Raw genomic sequence first — 17,063 nt, 5'->3', positions numbered from 1 at the left:
AAGCCGCTACGCACCCGCGGTACCGGGCTTCCCGCGGAGCGCTAGAAGCCGCGTGTCCGCTTGGCCGCGCGGCGCCCGACCGGGCTCTCCGCGCCCGGCACCTTCAAGAAGAGCCGGGCCAGCTCGCCGCCCAGGTTCACGCCGATCGCGATGGCGAGGGCCAGGGCGGCCGCCTTGGACAGCTGGGCCAGGCCGTGGTTGAGCTCGTTCTGCGCGATGTCGAGCAGTCCGAAGTACGTCGAGGAACCGGGCAGCAGCGGACCGATCGCTGCGGTCACATAGGGCAGCGCGGAGGCGAACCGGTAGCGGGAGAGCAGCTGCCCGAACAGCCCCACAAGGCCCGCCGCGGCCGCCGTCGCCGCCACCGGCGAGAGCCTGCCGGCGCTGGCGATGGCCCCGTACACCACCCAGGCCACCCCGCCGTTGAGCGTCACGAGCAGCACGGTGGAACGTTCCTGCTGGAGCAGGACCGCGAAGGCCAGGCTGAGCGCCATGGCCGCCAGGATCTGGATCACCGGGCGGCTCGAGGCGTGGATCGTCGTCTCCGGGTTGAGCCCGGCGTCGAGCCGCACGCCCAGATACAGCACGGTCAGTACGCCGATCACGATGCCGACGACCAGATAGCCGACTTCCAGGAGCCGCGCCGCCGCGGTGATGTAGTAGCCCGTCAGACCGTCCTGGACACCGGCGACCAGGGCCCGCCCCGGGATCAGCGCGAACAGACCACCGGTGATCACCGCGGAGGCACGGACGTCCGGCAGGTCCAGGAGGCTGATCGCCACACCCATCGCGGCGGGCGGCATCGCGGCCGCGATGAACTGGTAGAACTCCGGCAGCCCGCGCCCCGCGCACAGCCAGGCGAGCCGGTCGCCCAGCATCGCGCCGAGTGCCGCCGCGATGAACACCACGACACCGCCGCCGACCAGCGTCGCCGCCGACCCGGCGAGCAGGCCCGCCGCCGAGGTGAGGGCCCAGCCGGGATACGGGTGCCGGTTACGGCGGATCTCCGCGAGACCGCGGTACGCCTCTTCCAGGGAGACGTCGATGTCCTCGGAGCCGATGTCGTCGACGAGCTGGTACACGGCCGCGAGCCGGGTGTAGTCGGTGCCGCGGCGGCGTACCGTCCGCGAGGCCGTCACCGGGTCGTCGACCAGGGACGGCTGGTGCGAGATGGAGAGCAGCGTGAAGGTGACGTTCGGCTCGCACCGGTCGAGGCCGTAGGCGCGGGTCACGGCGAACATCGCCGCCTCCACGTCCTCGGCGCCCTCGCCGCCCGCGAGCAGCAGCTCCCCGATACGCAGCGTCAGGTCGAGGACGCGCGGGACCGCGGGCCCCGTCTCGTCGTCGTTCTTCTGCGTCGCCTCGGGCGCGGGCCGGTCGGCGACCGGGGTGCGCAGCATCGTGCGCATCCGGTCCTGCCAGGGCGCCTCCTTGGTCAGTCTGACCAGGGGGATGCCCTCGGGCGGCGTGAAGGCCGCGGCCTGGCGGGCGTCGTAGCTGGGCGGCGGCTTGAAGGCCGAGCTCTCCTGGTCCTCGGGAGCGGGCGGAATCCGCAGTCCCTGGGGGATGGTGAACTCGGAGGTCGGCTGCTCGTCCTCGGGAGGAGCCGACGGAGTCCCGGCGCCGTCGACCGGAGCGAACGCGCTGTGCGCCTCGTCCGACTGCGGCTTGCGGTCTTCCTCCTCCGTGGTGTCAGCCACGTGTAGCCACCCTCTGCTTCCTCGTACTTCCGACTTACGCACCTCCGGTAAGGCCAGTATGAGCATGGACACGCGAAGAAGGCCGCGCGGACCCCCTTGTCAGGGGTGCGCACGGCCTTCTCCGGTACGGCTGTGGCGAGGGGGTCAGTGACCGCCCTCCTCCTCGAAGCGCTTGTACGAGCGCTCGATCTCGGCCTCGGCGTCGGTGCGGCCGACCCAGTTGGCGCCCTCGACGGACTTGCCGGGCTCCAGGTCCTTGTAGACCTCGAAGAAGTGCTGGATCTCCAGGCGGTCGAACTCGGAGACGTGGTGGATGTCGCGCAGGTGCTCCACACGGGGGTCGGAGGCCGGCACGCAGAGCAGCTTGTCGTCGCCGCCCGCCTCGTCGGTCATACGGAACATGCCGATGGCGCGGCACTTGATGAGGCAGCCGGGGAAGGTCGGCTCGTCCAGGATGACCAGGGCGTCCAGCGGGTCACCGTCCTCGCCGAGGGTGTTCTCGACGAAGCCGTAGTCGGCCGGGTAACTGGTCGAGGTGAACAGACGACGGTCCAGACGGATACGACCGGTCTCGTGGTCCACCTCGTACTTGTTCCGCGAACCCTTCGGAATCTCGATCGTGACGTCGAACTCCACCGGATGCTCCTCCATGATCAACACAAACAACGGACGGTGCTGCGTCCTCCCGGGGGACAACCCCACGGACGTCCGGCCCTTTTATGTGGCCGGACCCACCGCGGTGCGATCCCGCGGCAAGACGCAGTGATTAAGTGTCCCTCACGCAGGTGTGTGATCGCGAAAGGGGCTGGTCGGTGGTGCCTGAGCTCAAGATCAGGGAGCTCCCCGGCCTTCGGCGGCTGCGACAGCCGGTGAAGCCGCCCCGGCTGCCCCGGCCCCCGCGGCTCAGGGCGCTCACGACCTGGCAACTCACGGCGGGCGCAGCCACGGTAGGCCTCGCCCTCTCGGCTGTGGCGGTGACCGCGGCCGGACCCTGGGACTCGGGTCAGCGTACGGCCGAACGCGCTCTGGCAGCCGATCGTGCCCGCGACGGTGGCGCAGATCACGGCCGCGGCAAGGACCCTTCGGCCGCACCGAGCGCCCCCGGCGTGCTCAACGGCCTCGGCGCCCCCGCGGGCGGCGCCCCCGCCCCCACCGGGCGCGCGCTTGCCGACGTACTGGATCCGCTCCTCAAGGACCCCGCCCTCGGCTCGCAGCGCACCGCGTCCGTGGTCGACGCGGCCACCGGCACCGAGGTGTACGCCGCGGGGGCGGGCGAAGCCGTCACACCCGCGTCCACCACCAAGATCGCCACCGCGGTGGCGGCGCTCGCGGCACTCGGACCCGACCACCGCATCGCCACGAAGACCGTCACCGGCGCGGACTCCGGCGCGGACCCGGGTGAGGTCGTCCTGGTGGGCGGCGGCGACCCGACCCTCACCGCCCGCAAGGGCTCCCAGGGCAACGCCAGCCTGCACACCCTGGCCGACGAGACCGCGCACGCCCTGCGCACCCGGGGCCTCGACAAGATCAAGCTCTCGTACGACACCTCCGCGTACTCGGGGCCCGACCAGCACCCCATCGGGCCGAACGAGAACATCGCGCCGGTCAGCGCCCTGATGGTCGACGAGGGCCGGATGGACGACTCCACCAGCGGCCCCGCGCAGCGCACCGCGGACCCGGCCCGTGACGCCGCCGGCACCTTCGCCGACCTCCTGCGGGACCGGGGCGTCGACGTGACGGGCGAGCCGGGCCCCGGCAAGGCGGGGGAGCGGGCCGAGACCCTCGGCAAGACCGAGTCGGCGCCGCTCGCCGCCCTGGTCGAGCGGATGCTGACGCACAGCGACAACGACATCGCCGAGCACCTGGCCCGCCAGACGGCCATCGCCGACGGCGAACCGGCCAGCTTCGAGGGCGCCGCCAAGGCCATGGAGGACCAACTCCGCAAGCTCGAACTCCCCCTGGAAGGCGTGAAGTTCGCCGACGGAAGCGGTCTGAACCGGGACGACAAGCTCACCGCGAAGCTGCTCACCGCCCTGCTCGCCCGCGCCGCCGACCCGGCCCGCGCCGAGCTGCGCCCCGCCCTCACCGGCCTGCCCGTGGCGGGCTTCACGGGCACGCTCCGCAACCGGTACGAGGACGGCTCGCCCGGCACGGGCCTGGTCCGCGCCAAGACCGGCACGCTGACCGGCGTGAACACCCTCGCCGGCACCGTCGTCGACGCCGACGGCCGCCTCCTCGTCTTCGCCTTCACGGCCTCCGGCACGGCCGACCCCCGATCGGCCCAGTCCACCCTCGACCGCCTCGCCTCCACGGTCGCCAACTGCGGCTGCCGCTGAGGAACCGAGAGCCTGCGCGCCGGTACCCCGGATCCGTCGCGAACTGCGGCTGCCACTGACAAACCGGAAGCCGTACGCCGGTATCCCGGATCCGCGCACCACTCCGGACAACCGGGAACAGCCCAGGCCCACCCGTACCGCCCAGGGCAAGCCGGGCGACCGCATCCCTCACCGTTGGCGCAGCCGACAACGTACGGTTGACGCATGACGAGCATCGGTGGTGCGGAGATGGTCGACTGACTGTGTCCTCCCGGGGGCGACCCCCGGACCCCCGGCCGGTAGGGCGGGCCCCCTCACACCCCACCGTGCAGCGAGCCGACGACGTACGGAGACGCATGACGAGCATCGGTGGTGCGGAGATGGTCGACTGGAATCTCGCGGTGGCGACCGCGACCCGGCTCGTGCGGCCGGGGCCCGAGGTGAGCCGGGACGAGGCGCGCGCCGTCGTCTCGGAGCTGCGCCGGCACGCCAAGTCCTCGGAGGCGCACGTCCGTTCCTTCACGAAGATGGGGACCGAGGACGCCCATGACACCCCCGTCCTGGTCGTGGACCGCGCGGGCTGGGTGCGGGCGAACGTCGCCGGGTTCAGGGAAGTGCTCAAGCCCCTGCTCGAGAAGATGCAGGAGCGCCGCGGCGGCGGCCCCGGCGGTGCCGTGCTCGGCGCGGTCGGCGGCAAGGTCACCGGTGTGGAGCTCGGCATGCTCCTGTCGTTCCTCGCCTCGCGCGTCCTCGGCCAGTACGAGACCTTCGCCCCGCCAAGCCGCGAGCTGCCCGCGGGCGGCCCCGGCGGCGGCCGGCTGCTCCTCGTCGCGCCGAACATCGTCCACGTGGAGCGTGAACTCGACGTGGACCCCCATGACTTCAGGCTCTGGGTCTGCCTGCACGAGGAGACCCACCGCACCCAGTTCACCGCGGTGCCCTGGCTGCGCGACCACCTCGAAGGCGAGATCCAGTCATTCCTCGGCGAGACCGAGGTCGACCCCATGACGCTCCTCGAGCGCTTCCGCGAAGCCGCCTCGTCCCTCGCGGGCAACCGGCCGGAGGAGGACGACGAGGGCGGCCGGTCCATCGTCGAGGTGGTGCAGACCCCCGCCCAACGCGAGATCCTGGGCCGCCTGACCGCCGTGATGTCCCTGCTCGAAGGGCACGCGGACTACGTGATGGACGGCGTCGGACCCGAAGTCGTGCCGTCCGTCGGCGAGATCCGGGAGAAGTTCAAGGAGCGCAGGGCCAAGGGGGCCTCGCGCCTCGACCAGGCCCTGCGCAAGCTCCTCGGCCTCGACGCCAAGCTGCGCCAGTACCGCGACGGCGAGCGGTTCGTGCGCGCGGTCGTCGAAGACGTCGGCATGGACGGCTTCAACCGGGTCTGGACCTCACCCAACACCCTCCCCACCAAGGCGGAGATCGCCAAACCGGCGGACTGGGTCGCGAGGGTGCACCGTAAGGCAGAGTCGTGAGCGGCATGCCGCCGGCGGCAGGAGCAAGCCGCCGCAATCACCCTTCCGAGGGACCGTGAGCCATGGGTAGGCGTGCAATGCTCGGGTAACGGCTCGGCTCTGTCACCATCGACACACTCTGAGTGACTGATCCTGAGTGGCGATCTCAAGAGAATCCAGGAAAGACCTCTTGAGGGCGCGCTCAAGTGAACGATCTCGAGCGAAGTGACTGAACCGAGGCACACCCCCCGAACTTCACGAAGGGAACCGGGCAATGGGTCCCCATCCTGCGGTCGCGGCGATACGCCTGGCGGTCCGCCGCGTACTCCACGACGTCCTGACCGATCTAGCAGCACGCGACCTCGCGGCGCACTCCGCACACACCGCATCCGGCGCGCCATCCGCGCCTGCGCGGGGCGCTCGCCCGCCATCCGAGCCGGGCCGTTCCCCGCTCGTGCTTGTCGCCTGCTCCGGCGGCGCCGATTCCATGGCGCTCGCCTCCGCTCTCGCCTTCGAAGCCCCCAAACTCGGCATCCGGGCCGGTGGCGTGACCGTCGACCACGGTCTGCAGCCCGGCTCCGACCTGCGTGCCGCCGAAGTCGTCACCCGGCTCACCGCGCTGCGACTCGACCCCGTCGAGTGCGTCGCCGTGCACGTCGGGCGCGAAGGCGGCCCCGAAGCCGCCGCCCGGGACGCGCGCTATGCCGCGCTCGACGAAGTCGCCGAACGCCACGGCGCCGACGCCGTCCTGCTCGGCCACACCCGCGACGACCAGGCGGAGACCGTCCTCCTCGGCCTGGCCCGCGGTTCCGGTATCCGCTCCCTGTCCGGCATGGCCGCCGTCTCCGGCGGGCCGGGCGCCAGCGGACGCTATCGCCGGCCCTTCCTGCACCTGGACCGGCAGACCGCCCGCAAGGCGTGCATGGTGCAGTCCCTGCCCGTCTGGGACGACCCGCACAACGCCGACCCGGCCTACACCCGTTCGCGGCTTCGTCACGAAGGCCTGCCCGCGCTCGAAAAGGCCCTCGGCAAAGGCGTCGTGGAAGCGCTCGCCCGCACCGCCCAGCTCTCCCGCGACGACGCCGACGCCCTCGACACCTGGGCCGCCCAGGCCGAGACCTCCGTACGCGACGAGGCCGGCCTCCTGGAGTGCGCCAAGCTCTACGCCCTGCCGCCCGCCGTGCGCCGCCGCGTCCTGCGCCGGGCCGCCATCGCCGCGGGCTCGCCCGCGGGCGCGCTGTTCGCCCGGCACATCGAGGAAGTCGACCGTCTGATCACCGGTTGGCGCGGCCAGGGGGCCATCAACCTCCCCGGCCGGGTGGAGGCCCAGCGGCAGGGTGGCAGACTTGTCATCCGGCAGGGCTGACAGACGGCGAACCGAAAGTGATGTGCGGGTGGACGCGAAAGACATGGGCACCGACCTGAAGTCGGTGCTCATCACCAAGGAAGAGATCGACGCGAAGCTGGCCGAGCTGGCCGCGAAGATCGACTCGGAGTACGCGGGCAAGGACGTCCTCATCGTCGGTGTCCTCAAGGGCGCCGTGATGGTGATGGCGGACCTGGCGCGTGCGCTGTCCACTCCGGTCACGATGGACTGGATGGCGGTGTCCTCGTATGGAGCAGGCACCCAGTCCTCCGGTGTGGTCCGGATCCTCAAGGACCTCGACACCGACATCAAGGGCAAGCACGTCCTGATCGTCGAGGACATCATCGACTCCGGCCTGACCCTGTCCTGGCTGCTCTCCAACCTCGGCTCCCGCGAACCCGCGTCCCTCGAGGTGTGCACCCTGCTGCGCAAGCCGGACGCCGCGAAGGTGGCGATCGACGTGAAGTGGGTCGGCTTCGACATCCCCAACGAGTTCGTCGTGGGCTACGGCCTCGACTACGCCGAGAAGTTCCGGAACCTGCCGTTCGTCGGCACGCTGGCTCCACACGTATACGGCGGCTGAAACCCCGGCCCGTATCCCGCGGGAACCCTTGCCGGGTTCCCGCCGTTGGAGCATGGGAAGACGGGATTGCCCGCCGTCCCCTGCGGCTTCGGGTGACAATGCTGGGGTACCGTCCGAAGAACAGTCTTTATCAAACTCACTATGGCAGGAGGGACGGGGCGGCACCGCTCCGTATGGATGGACGTGAAGCGATACTTCCGTGGGCCGGTCATGTGGATCGTGCTGGCCGTCCTCGCCGTGGTCGTGTTGATGCAGGTCGTCGGCTCGTCCGGCGGCTTCAAGACGGTGGACACCGCCCAGGTCATCAAGGCCATCGACGACAAGCAGGCCCAGACCGCCAAGCTCACCACCGGTGACGAACAGACCATCAAGGTCGAGTTGAAGGATGGCGCCGACAAGGACAAGTACGGCGGCAGCGCCAAGATCCAGGCGAGCTACATCGGCGACCAGGGCGCCCAGCTGGCCACCAAGCTGCAGCAGAACTACGAGAACGGCGACATCAAGGACGGTTACACCGTCTCGCCCTCCAAGCAGAACCCGTTCGTCGGGATCCTGCTCTCGTTGCTCCCGTTCGTACTGATCGTCGTTGTCTTCCTGTTCCTGATGAACCAGATGCAGGGCGGCGGCTCCCGAGTCATGAACTTCGGGAAGTCCAAGGCCAAGCTCATCACCAAGGACACCCCGAAGACGACCTTCTCGGACGTCGCGGGCTCGGACGAGGCCGTCGAGGAACTCCACGAGATCAAGGAGTTCCTGCAGGAGCCGGCCAAGTTCCAGGCCGTGGGCGCCAAGATCCCCAAGGGCGTGCTGCTCTACGGCCCGCCCGGTACCGGCAAGACCCTGCTCGCGCGTGCCGTCGCGGGTGAAGCGGGCGTTCCGTTCTACTCGATCTCCGGCTCCGACTTCGTCGAGATGTTCGTAGGTGTCGGTGCCTCCCGTGTCCGTGACCTCTTCGAGCAGGCCAAGGCGAACGCCCCGGCGATCGTCTTCGTCGACGAGATCGACGCCGTCGGCCGGCACCGCGGTGCGGGTCTCGGCGGTGGCCACGACGAGCGCGAGCAGACCCTGAACCAGCTGCTCGTCGAGATGGACGGCTTCGACGTGAAGGGCGGCGTCATCCTGATCGCCGCCACCAACCGGCCCGACATCCTCGACCCGGCGCTCCTGCGCCCCGGCCGCTTCGACCGGCAGATCGCCGTCGACCGCCCGGACATGCAGGGCCGTCTGGAGATCCTCAAGGTCCACCAGAAGGGCAAGCCGGTCGCTCCGGACGTCGACCTCTCGGCCGTCGCCCGTCGCACCCCCGGCTTCACCGGCGCCGACCTGTCGAACGTGCTGAACGAAGCCGCGCTCCTCACCGCGCGCAGCGACAAGAAGCTGATCGACAACTACTTCCTCGACGAGGCGATCGACCGCGTCGTGGCGGGCCCGCAGAAGCGGACCCGGATCATGTCGGACAAGGAAAAGAAGATCACCGCGTATCACGAGGGCGGACACGCCCTGGTCGCGGCGGCCTCACCGAACTCCGACCCGGTCCACAAGATCACGATCCTCTCCAGAGGCCGTGCCCTCGGCTACACGATGGTGCTCCCCGAGGAGGACAAGTACTCGACCACGCGCAATGAAATGCTCGACCAGCTGGCGTACATGCTGGGCGGGCGCGCGGCCGAGGAGCTCGTCTTCCACGACCCGACCACCGGTGCCGCGAACGACATCGAGAAGGCCACCGCCACGGCCCGTGCCATGGTCACGCAGTACGGCATGACCGAGCGGCTCGGCGCCATCAAGTTCGGCGGCGACAACACCGAGCCGTTCCTCGGCCGCGAGATGGCGCACCAGCGCGACTACTCGGAAGAGGTCGCCGCTCTGGTCGATGAAGAGGTCAAGAAGCTCATCGAGACCGCGCACAACGAAGCCTGGGAGATCCTGGTCGAGAACCGCGACGTTCTCGACAACCTCGTCCTGCAGCTCCTGGAGAAGGAGACGCTGGGCAAGGAGCAGATCGCCGAGATCTTCGCGCCGATCGTGAAGCGCCCGGCCCGCCCGGCCTGGACCGGCTCCTCGCGGCGTACGCCGTCGACGCGGCCGCCGGTCCTCTCGCCCAAGGAGCTGTCTCTGACCAACGGCGCCAACGGCACGGCGCCCGCGGTGACCGCTTCCGCGAGCGACTCGGCGCCGGCGGACCTGACCAAGGCCCCGGCTCCGGAGGAGCGACCGGAGAGCTGATGCCGCGGTCATGAGGCCCGGGGTTCTCCCCGGACGCCTCAGCAGGCCCGGAATGGATGCCGCGCCCCCCAAGTTTTAGCCTTGGGGGGCGCGGCATCTTTGTGCGCCGCATGTCAGACGTACAGGCGCCATGCCAGTCGTAACAGGAACGAGGCACAGATGACCGACCCGGTGACGCTGGACGGCGAGGGCTCGATCGGCGAGTTCGACGAGAAGCGAGCCGAGAACGCCGTGCGTGAGCTTCTCATCGCGGTCGGAGAGGACCCGGACCGTGAGGGGCTGCGGGAGACGCCGGCGCGGGTGGCGAGGGCGTACAAGGAGATATTCGCCGGTCTGTGGCAGCAGCCCGAGGACGTCCTGACCACCACCTTCGATCTCGGTCACGACGAGATGGTGCTGGTGAAGGACATCGAGGTGATGAGCTCCTGCGAGCACCATCTGGTGCCCTTCGTCGGAGTGGCGCACGTCGGGTATATCCCGTCCAACGACGGCAAGATCACCGGTCTGTCCAAGCTGGCCAGGCTCGTCGACGTCTATGCCCGGCGTCCCCAGGTGCAGGAGCGGCTGACCACGCAGATCGCCGACTCCCTGATGCAGATCCTGGAGCCGCGCGGAGTGATCGTCGTGGTGGAGTGCGAGCACATGTGCATGACGATGCGCGGTGTGCGCAAGCCGGGCGCGAAGACGATCACGTCGGCGGTACGGGGGCAGCTGCGGGACCCGGCCACGCGGGCCGAGGCGATGAGCCTGATCATGGCGAAGTGAGGCGCGGCGCGCGGCCTTTTGAGGTCTGCGGGCAAGGGCAGGGGCAGGGGCAAGGGCAGGGCAGGGACCGGGGTTTCCGGGGCAGGGGCAGGGGTTTCCGGGGGGCAGGTTCGGTCGCGCCTCGGTGAACTCGGGTTCTGCGCCCTGGAGTTCGGGGCGGCGCTCGGTCCTGCGCCTGCGCCCTACGCCGCGGCCGCGCCGACCTCGTCCTCGTCGTCCGGGAGCCGGCAGACCCGCTCAAGGAACAGGGCCGCAGCGATCACGCCCACGCCTGCCAGGACCGCGAAGCCGGCATAGATGGCCTGGTCGCGGCGGGCGGGGACGTCGAGGAGGCTGAGCAGGAAGACGCCCGCGCCGCCGTACACCCCCGTGACCAGGGCTGCGACCAGGGCGCTTGCCTGGCCGAATACCAGGGCGCGGGCCGCCATCATGGGTTCCACGCCCTTGGCCCCCGGCCTGCGCTCGCGCTGGGCGCGCAGGCGGGCACGGATGGAGAGCGCCGTCGCCAGCAGGACCGCGGCGATCACGGCGAGCACGATCGGGGCGGCGAGGGGGACGCTCGGCAGATCGCCGAGCGAATCCCAGAGCCGGGCGCCCGCCCAGGACAGCACCCCCGCGACCACGAACAGTCCGATCAGCGTCCGGATGCGCAGCTGCTTCACGGTGGCGGTCGCCTCTTCCTCGTCTTGCCTCGTCCTCGGGGTCCCTGTGAACCCGTACGCGGGCCTGTGCAGACCCTAACGACTACTCGGGCAGCCGGAGTTCCAGGTCGCCACGGGCTGCGACACCCTGGCCCATGACCTGGCCGAGCAGCTCGGCGACGGGACCGCGGCCCGGAATCTGCGCCTCCGGATCGACGTCGTGCCAGGGGGCGAGCACAAAGGCCCGCTCATGAGCGCGCGGGTGCGGCAGCGTGAGGGCCGGGTCGTCGGAGATGACGTCCTGGTACGCGACGATGTCGACGTCGATGGTGCGCGGGCCCCAGCGCTCGTCGCGGACGCGGTGGAAGGCCTCCTCGACGGCGTGTGCGCGCTCCAGGAGCGAGGACGGGGGCAGGGTGGTCTTGATGACCACCACGGCGTTGAAGTACGCGGGCTGTGAGCCCGGCTCGACGCCCCAGGGCTCCGTCTCGTACACCGGCGAGACGGCCTTCACGCGCAGGCCCGGGGTGTCCTCCAGGGCGTCGACGGCGCCCTGGAGGGTCTCCAGGCGGTTGCCGAGATTGCTGCCGAGGGCGATGACGGCGAATTTGGGGTTGCTGAGGGTGACGTCCGCGGCATCCACCTGTTCCACCACGGAGGCGGGCACCGGCTGTACGGTCGGGTCGCCGAAATCACCGCGCCGCGAAGCGGCTCCTTCAGGGGCGGTGGCCGGGTGACGGGAGGGCTTCATACTCGGCTCCGGGTGATGGTGATGGTGACGTCGTCGAAGGGCACGGTGATCGGTGCGTCCGGCTTGTGCACCACCACCTCCACCTCCTCGACGCCTTCGTGTTTCAGGCACTGCTGTGCGATGCGCTCGGCGAGGGTTTCGATGAGGTCGACGGGGTCGCTCTGGACGACCGCCACGACCTCTTCGGCGACGACGCCGTAGTGCACGGTCTTCGCCAGGTCGTCGTCGGCCGCGGCCGCCCTGGTGTCGAGGCCGAGCACCAGGTCCACGATGAAGGTCTGGCCCTCTTCGCGTTCACGGGGGAAGACACCGTGGTTCCCACGGGCCTTGAGGCCGCGCAGCGCGACACGATCCACGCGAATCACTCCTGCAATCGTCGGTTCGGCAGGCCCATGCCGAGTGCGGTCGGCACACGAGGCCCATTCGAATCTACCTGCGAGCGCCGACACTGCTTGCCCACGGGGGCTATGGACAATCCGGGCTGCGGCTGGTAGCCGCCCATACCCAAGGGCCCAAGATTCCAATCCCCACGGGTCCCCTACCCACTCAGGCGGGTGTTTCGCCGCCTTCTGTGTCCTCTTCGTCATCAGTTTCGGCGAGCACCGGCGAGGCGTGGTGGGACCACATCTTCCAGCCGTCGGATGTGCGACGGAACACATTTGTGGCGACCACGAGCTGGCCGACCAGCGGGCCGAGTTCGCCGCTCTCCTCGGCGGGGCCGCCGCTGAGGATGTTCTCCGTGCAGCTCACCAGGGCGGTGTCACCGTGCACCCCGACCTTCACGTCGGTGAGGAAGAACTGGATGTACTCGGTGTTCGCCATGATCAGGGCGTACGACCTGAGCACCTCGCCGCGACCGGTGAGCACGGGCCAGCCGGGGTGCACACAGGAGACGGTCTCGGCCGCCCCGTCCTCGTCGTCGTCGGAGACCCAGAGGTCGGAGAGGCCCTCGAAGGCGCCCTGCTCAAGTGCCTCGTAGAAGGCGGTGTTGGCACTTTCGACGGCTTCGATGTCCGTACGTGACGTCACTGGGCTCCTTCTACGGCGCGGGCTACGCGCACGGCGTCGGCGGTGGCCCGCACCTCGTGGACGCGCACGGCCCAGGCGCCCTCGTGTGCGGCGATGGCGGAGACGGCGGCGGTGGCGGCGTCCCGCTCGCGGGCGGGTGGCGGGGCGGCGTCGGGGCCGGCGAGCACACGTCCGAGGAAGCGTTTGCGGGACGCGGCGACCAGGACCGGGCGCCCCAGGGAGCGCAGTTCCTTCATTCCGGCGAGCAGGGTCAGGTCGTGGTCGGCCTGCTTGGCGAAGCCGAGGCCGGGGTCGACCACGATCCGCTCCGGGGCGACACCGCCGGCGACAACCGCCTCTACGCGCGCGTGCAGCTCGGCGACGACTTCGGCCAGCACGTCCTCGTACACCGCGCGGCTGTTCATGTCCTCGCTGAAGCCGCGCCAGTGCATGACGACGAACGGGGCCCCGGCGGCGGCGACCGTGGGGATCATGGCGGGGTCGGCGAGACCGCCGCTGACGTCGTTGACGAGGACGGCGCCCGCCGCGAGTGCCTGTTCGGCGACCCGGGCGCGCATGGTGTCCACGGAGACGGTGACACCCTCGGAGGCGAGACCGCGCACCACGGGGACGACGCGGCGCAGCTCCTCGGCCTCGTCGACACGGCTCGCGCCGGGGCGGGTCGACTCGCCGCCGACATCGACCAGGTCGGCGCCCTCCGAGACCAGATCGAGGCCGTGCTTGACGGCGGCCGTGGTGTCGAACCAGCGGCCGCCGTCGGAGAAGGAGTCAGGCGTCACATTGACGACCCCCATCACCGCACAGCGGTCCCACTCCGGAAGGCCTTCGACCGAGCCTCGGCCGCGCAACGTACTCATGCCTCCAGCCTAGGCCCGGACGGCGGGCGGCCAGTACGGAGCGGGCGCCGCAGCCCGGTCCGCACCAGTGCCCTGCCGCCGGGTGCGGCGGTGCTCAGACCGTCTGGACCTCGCGCTCGCGCTCCGTCGCCCGTTCCTGCCGCTCGACGGCCGGAGTGTGCGGGCAGGGGCGCTGCGGGCGCGGCCGGGGGCGCAGGAAGCGCGGCATCGCGAGCGTCACGAAGCCCTCGGCCTGCATCGCGGCGATACCGATGCGGGGCAGGTCACGGGTGGTGCGGAAGACCACGAATCGGGGCTCCCAGCGGGGCCGGAACTTGGCGTTGAACTTGTACAGGGACTCGATCTGGAACCAGCGCGACAGGAATACGAGCAGTCCGCGCCAGGTGCGCAGGACCGGGCCCGCGCCGAGCTTCTCGCCGCGGGCGAGCGCCGAGCGGAACATCGCGAAATTCAGCGACACGCGCGCGATGTTCAGCTTCGGGGCCGCCTGCAGGGCCGCCACGATGAGGAGTTCGTTCATGCCGGGGTCGGCGGAGCGGTCCCTGCGCATCAGATCGAGCGAGACGCCGTCCTTGCCCCAGGGCACGAAGTGGAGGACCGCCTTCAAGTCGCCGTAGGGGCCGGGGACTTCGTCCTGTTTGTGGGCCGTGGCGATCAGGCAGTCGCCGTCGTCCGGGTCGCCGATGCGGCCGAGCGCCATGGAGAAGCCGCGCTCCGTGTCGGTGCCGCGCCAGTCGGCGGCGGCGCGCTGGACGCGCTCCAACTCCCCTTCGCTGAGGTCACGTACGCGCCGTACCCGGGTTTCGTAGCCATTGCGCTCGATGCGCTTGACCATCTGCCGCACGTTGCGCATCGCGCGCCCGGTGAGGGAGAAATCCACGACGTCCACCACCGCCTCGTCGCCCAGTTCGAGCGCGTCGAGGCCGGTCTCGCGGGTCCATACTTCGCCGCCCGTCTCCGAGCAGCCCATGACGGCGGGCGTCCAGGAGTGCTTCTTCGCCTCGTCCATGAAGCGTTCGATGGCGCCCGGCCAGGCCTCGACGTCCCCGATGGGATCGCCGCTGGCGAGCATCACACCGGACACGACGCGGTAGGTGACGGCGGCCTTGCCGCTGGGCGAGAAGACCACGGCCTTGTCGCGGCGGAGCGCGAAGTGGCCGAGGGAGTCGCGCTCCCCGTGCCGCACGAGCAGCTCCCGCAGCTGTGCCTCGTCGTCCTGGGTGAGCCTGGCCGCCGGGTGCTCGGGCCGGAAGGCCAGATAGATCGTGGTGATGGCGGTGAGCAGGCCGAGGGCGCCGAGCGAGTAGCCGACGGTCCAGGACGTACGTCCTGTGTAGTCGATGGGGCCTTCGACGCCGAACAGGCCGTATACGACGTGCGTGAGGTAGTCGGCGAGGCTCGGGTCGCCGATCACCTTGTGCGGGTGGGTGCCGACGACGACCGTGCCGAGGCCCAGTGAGAAGGTGCCCATCAGGAAGAAGTTGGCAAGGGCACGCCAACGGCTGCGGGGATCGGGGAGCGCGGAGAATTCACTCCGATGGCGCAACAGGAGGGCGAGGAGCAGACCGGCGATCACGACGCCCAGGATCGAGTGCCGGTACGCGAACTGCGCCACGGCACCGGCCGGGAGCAGCACCACGGCGGCCCGCCAGGCCCGCTTCTTGTGACGCCTGAGGCCGTGTGCGAGCAGCAGCAGGAGGACACCCGCGCTGAGCGCCAGGGCGGCGGCGAAGGGGCCGAGGGCGCCCGGCAGGACCTCGGCGATGGCATGGATCCGGCTGTGCCGGAATCTCGGGAAGACCCCCGCGGCGATGTCCAGGAGGCCTACCAGGGTGCAGGCGGTGGCGACCAGGGACGGAACCTTCTCGGGGCTCGGCCCGCGCAGTATGCGGCGGGCCCTGCGAGAAATGGCTGCAACCCCACCCGACATTTCCCCATCTATCCTGACAGACATCGCATCCCGTAGTTCTGCGAGAGAGCTGGAGCCCGGCTCCTTCATTACGCCGGACAAATTGCGCCCTCTAGGACGGCACAACAGGGAGACGGGTTCACTCTCCGCCCGGAAAACCGGTGCAGAGGCCGGAAACCGGCGAAGACGCCGGAGCCGAACCGGCGGTGCCCCAGCGGGTGCCGCGCCGGACGGACACCGGCGTAGGACGGAAGCCCGGGCGTTCGCCCGGCAGAAAGCGCAGGCAGGAAAACCCCATGGGTCTCAAGAGCAATCTCGTGCTGGTGTTGGCCGCCGCTCTGGCCGTGTTGCTGTTCGTCGCGACGGTATGGCTGTGGCCGAAGCTGGCGGGCCGCAACTGGCGTGCCGTGCTCGGCCGTATCGGCCTGCTCGCGGCGACCCAGGTGATGGTGTTCGCCTCGGTCGGGCTCGCCGCCAACCGCTCCTTCGAGTTCTACGCCTCCTGGGCCGATCTCTTCGGCCAGGAACAGGAGATGGGCGTCGTCGTGGACCACGACAAGGCCGGCGGTGCCAACGGCTCGGTCAAGGTCGTCGGCACCCAGGCCGTGACGAACGTGACCGGCGGCTCCAAGCCCACCGTCGGCGGCCAGATACAGAAGATCGACGTGGTCGGCAAGGACTCCGACATACGCTCACCCGCGTATGTCTACCTGCCGCCCGAGTACTTCAAGGACAAGGACCGCCAGTTCCCCGCAGCCGTGGTGATCACCGGCTACCCGGGCACGGCCGAGAATCTGCTCAACGGACTTCGCTACCCGGCCACCGCCCACAACCAGGCCAAGCAGGGCAAGATGCAGCCGATGATCCTGGTCATGCTGCGGCCCACGGTGGCGCCGCCGCGCGACACCGAGTGCGTGGACGTCCCGAACGGCCCGCAGACCGAGACCTTCTTCGCCAGGGACCTGCCGGCCGCGATCTCCGACCACTACCGGGTCGGCACCAAGCCCGAGAACTGGGGCGTCATCGGCAACTCCACCGGCGGCTACTGCGCGTTGAAGATCGCCATGAAGCACCCCGACAAGTTCGCCGCGGGCGCCGGTCTCTCCGCCAACTACCGGGCGCCCATCGACGACACCACCGGTGACCTCTTCCAGGGCGACAAGAAGGTGGAGCAGCGCGCCGACCTGCTGTGGCTGCTCGACCACGAACCCGCCCCGAAGGTCGCGCTGCTGACCACCAGCAGCAAGCAGGGCGAGGGCAACCTCAAGGAGACGGAGCAGTTCATCGACAAGGTGAAGTCCCCGACCCGGGTCTCCTCGATCATCCTCGACAGCGGCGGCCACAACTTCAACACCTGGCGCAGGGAGATCCCGCCCGCCCTGGTGTGGCTGAGTGACAAGGTCAGCGCGAAGTAGAAGTAAGCGACAAGGTCAGCGCGAAGCAGCCGTCGCCTCAGGGGTGGTG

At 70.1% G+C, this 17,063-nt stretch carries 15 protein-coding genes; 7 read left to right on the top strand and 8 right to left on the bottom strand.

What is annotated here, in order from left to right:
• Positions 1 to 41 precede the first annotated feature (41 nt).
• Both ACFQVC_RS29445 and ACFQVC_RS29440 read right to left on the bottom strand, forming a co-directional pair.
• Complete coding sequence (locus tag ACFQVC_RS29445; protein WP_381836226.1) at positions 42 to 1,700, bottom strand: threonine/serine exporter family protein; 1,659 nt, start codon at positions 1,698 to 1,700, stop codon at positions 42 to 44.
• Between the two features lie 144 nt (positions 1,701 to 1,844).
• Complete coding sequence (locus ACFQVC_RS29440) at positions 1,845 to 2,336, bottom strand: inorganic diphosphatase (RefSeq protein WP_381836224.1); 492 nt, start codon at positions 2,334 to 2,336, stop codon at positions 1,845 to 1,847.
• Between the two features lie 179 nt (positions 2,337 to 2,515).
• Between ACFQVC_RS29440 and dacB the strand changes: the two genes are divergently transcribed.
• The 6 genes from dacB to folE all read left to right on the top strand — a co-directional run bounded on the left by dacB (position 2,516) and on the right by folE (position 10,412).
• Complete coding sequence (gene dacB / locus ACFQVC_RS29435) at positions 2,516 to 4,036, top strand: D-alanyl-D-alanine carboxypeptidase/D-alanyl-D-alanine endopeptidase (protein ID WP_381836222.1); 1,521 nt, start codon at positions 2,516 to 2,518, stop codon at positions 4,034 to 4,036.
• Positions 4,037 to 4,371: 335 nt separating this feature from the next.
• Entirely contained in the window at positions 4,372 to 5,493 is a 1,122-nt protein-coding gene (locus ACFQVC_RS29430) for a zinc-dependent metalloprotease (RefSeq protein ID WP_381836220.1), read from the top strand.
• Positions 5,494 to 5,746: 253 nt separating this feature from the next.
• Positions 5,747 to 6,838 (top strand): tRNA lysidine(34) synthetase TilS, encoded by a 1,092-nt coding sequence (tilS, locus tag ACFQVC_RS29425; RefSeq protein WP_381836218.1) that lies wholly within the window; start codon positions 5,747 to 5,749, stop codon positions 6,836 to 6,838.
• 43 nt (positions 6,839 to 6,881) lie between these two features.
• Positions 6,882 to 7,421, top strand: a complete 540-nt coding sequence (gene hpt, locus ACFQVC_RS29420) for a hypoxanthine phosphoribosyltransferase (protein WP_381836446.1) — start codon at positions 6,882 to 6,884, stop codon at positions 7,419 to 7,421.
• 177 nt (positions 7,422 to 7,598) lie between these two features.
• The gene (gene ftsH / locus ACFQVC_RS29415; RefSeq protein WP_381836444.1) at positions 7,599 to 9,647 is read left to right on the top strand and encodes an ATP-dependent zinc metalloprotease FtsH; all 2,049 of its coding nucleotides are present in this window, start codon (positions 7,599 to 7,601) and stop codon (positions 9,645 to 9,647) included.
• A gap of 159 nt (positions 9,648 to 9,806) precedes the next feature.
• Positions 9,807 to 10,412 (top strand): GTP cyclohydrolase I FolE, encoded by a 606-nt coding sequence (folE, locus tag ACFQVC_RS29410; RefSeq protein WP_381836216.1) that lies wholly within the window; start codon positions 9,807 to 9,809, stop codon positions 10,410 to 10,412.
• A 182-nt stretch (positions 10,413 to 10,594) separates the two neighbouring features.
• Here the strand turns inward: folE and ACFQVC_RS29405 are convergent, their stop codons facing one another.
• The 6 genes from ACFQVC_RS29405 to ACFQVC_RS29380 all read right to left on the bottom strand — a co-directional run bounded on the left by ACFQVC_RS29405 (position 10,595) and on the right by ACFQVC_RS29380 (position 15,620).
• Positions 10,595 to 11,074: a DUF3180 domain-containing protein gene (locus ACFQVC_RS29405; protein ID WP_381836214.1), complete on the bottom strand. Its 480-nt coding sequence runs from the start codon at positions 11,072 to 11,074 to the stop codon at positions 10,595 to 10,597.
• Between the two features lie 82 nt (positions 11,075 to 11,156).
• Positions 11,157 to 11,915 (bottom strand): 2-amino-4-hydroxy-6-hydroxymethyldihydropteridine diphosphokinase, encoded by a 759-nt coding sequence (gene folK, locus ACFQVC_RS29400; protein WP_381836212.1) that lies wholly within the window; start codon positions 11,913 to 11,915, stop codon positions 11,157 to 11,159.
• Complete coding sequence (gene folB / locus ACFQVC_RS29395; protein ID WP_381836210.1) at positions 11,801 to 12,160, bottom strand: dihydroneopterin aldolase; 360 nt, start codon at positions 12,158 to 12,160, stop codon at positions 11,801 to 11,803. Before folB ends, folK begins: the two co-directional genes overlap by 115 nt.
• 190 nt (positions 12,161 to 12,350) lie before the next feature.
• On the bottom strand, positions 12,351 to 12,833 hold the full coding sequence (locus ACFQVC_RS29390; protein WP_381836208.1) for a nuclear transport factor 2 family protein: 483 nt from the start codon (positions 12,831 to 12,833) through the stop codon (positions 12,351 to 12,353).
• Positions 12,830 to 13,690, bottom strand: a complete 861-nt coding sequence (gene folP / locus ACFQVC_RS29385; RefSeq protein ID WP_381836206.1) for a dihydropteroate synthase — start codon at positions 13,688 to 13,690, stop codon at positions 12,830 to 12,832. Before folP ends, ACFQVC_RS29390 begins: the two co-directional genes overlap by 4 nt.
• Positions 13,691 to 13,784: 94 nt before the next feature.
• On the bottom strand, positions 13,785 to 15,620 hold the full coding sequence (locus ACFQVC_RS29380) for a phosphatidylglycerol lysyltransferase domain-containing protein (RefSeq protein ID WP_381836204.1): 1,836 nt from the start codon (positions 15,618 to 15,620) through the stop codon (positions 13,785 to 13,787).
• 275 nt (positions 15,621 to 15,895) lie between these two features.
• Between ACFQVC_RS29380 and ACFQVC_RS29375 the strand changes: the two genes are divergently transcribed.
• Entirely contained in the window at positions 15,896 to 17,014 is a 1,119-nt protein-coding gene (locus ACFQVC_RS29375; RefSeq protein WP_381836202.1) for an alpha/beta hydrolase, read from the top strand.
• The last annotated feature ends 49 nt before the right edge of the window (positions 17,015 to 17,063 follow it).

Origin of the sequence: Streptomyces monticola (assembly GCF_042665355.1) — a bacterium.
GTDB classification, from domain to species: domain Bacteria; phylum Actinomycetota; class Actinomycetes; order Streptomycetales; family Streptomycetaceae; genus Streptomyces; species Streptomyces monticola.
This window is presented reverse-complemented; position numbering and strand designations above follow the sequence as displayed.